We start from the raw sequence: 1,138 nt of genomic DNA, 5'->3' as shown, positions 1-1,138 counted from the left end.
GAACGTAACAAACCGCACCTGAACGTGGGCACCATCGGTCACGTTGACCATGGCAAGACCACGCTGACCGCAGCGCTGACCAAAGTCTGTGCCGACACCTGGGGCGGTTCCGCTCGTGGTTTCGACCAGATCGACAACGCGCCGGAAGAAAAGGCTCGCGGTATCACCATCAACACCTCCCACGTTGAGTACGACTCGGCGATCCGTCACTACGCGCACGTCGACTGCCCCGGCCACGCCGACTACGTGAAGAACATGATCACCGGTGCTGCCCAGATGGACGGCGCGATCCTGGTTTGCTCGGCTGCTGACGGTCCCATGCCGCAGACCCGCGAGCACATCCTGCTGTCCCGTCAGGTAGGCGTTCCCTACATCGTCGTGTTCCTGAACAAGGCCGACATGGTTGACGACGCCGAGTTGCTGGAACTGGTCGAAATGGAAGTTCGCGATCTGCTGAACACCTATGACTTCCCCGGCGACGACACCCCGATCGTCATCGGCTCCGCGCTGATGGCTCTGAACGGTAACGACGACAACGAAATGGGTACCTCCGCCGTGCGCAAGCTGGTCGAGACCCTGGACTCGTACATCCCCGAGCCCGAGCGTGCCATCGACAAGCCGTTCCTGATGCCGATCGAAGACGTGTTCTCGATCTCCGGTCGCGGCACCGTGGTAACCGGTCGTGTCGAGCGTGGCATCGTCAAGGTCCAGGAAGAAGTCGAGATCGTGGGCATCAAGGCCACCGTCAAGACCACCTGCACCGGCGTTGAAATGTTCCGCAAGCTGCTGGACGAAGGCCGTGCTGGCGAGAACGTCGGCGTGCTGCTGCGTGGCACCAAGCGTGAAGATGTGGAGCGTGGCCAGGTGCTGGCCAAGCCGAACACCATCAAGCCGCACACCAAGTTCGAGTGCGAAGTGTACGTGCTGTCCAAGGAAGAAGGTGGTCGTCACACCCCGTTCTTTAAGGGCTACCGTCCGCAGTTCTACTTCCGCACCACCGACGTGACCGGTAACTGCGAGCTGCCGGAAGGCGTCGAGATGGTGATGCCGGGCGACAACATCAAGATGGTTGTCACCCTGATCGCTCCGATCGCGATGGAAGACGGTCTGCGTTTCGCCATTCGTGAAGGCGGTCGTA

1 protein-coding gene is annotated in these 1,138 nt (G+C 60.9%); it reads left to right on the top strand.

Annotated features, from left to right (window positions below; translation table 11 throughout):
- A partial coding sequence (tuf, locus tag C722_RS0123630) for an elongation factor Tu (protein ID WP_017642864.1) occupies positions 1 to 1,138 on the top strand: 1,138 nt, incomplete at both ends.

Source organism: Pseudomonas sp. 313 (assembly GCF_000316965.1).
In the GTDB taxonomy this organism is placed as follows: domain Bacteria; phylum Pseudomonadota; class Gammaproteobacteria; order Pseudomonadales; family Pseudomonadaceae; genus Chryseomonas; species Chryseomonas benzopyrenica.
The sequence above is the reverse complement of the archived record's forward strand: the minus strand, read 5'-3'. Positions and strand labels throughout refer to the sequence as shown.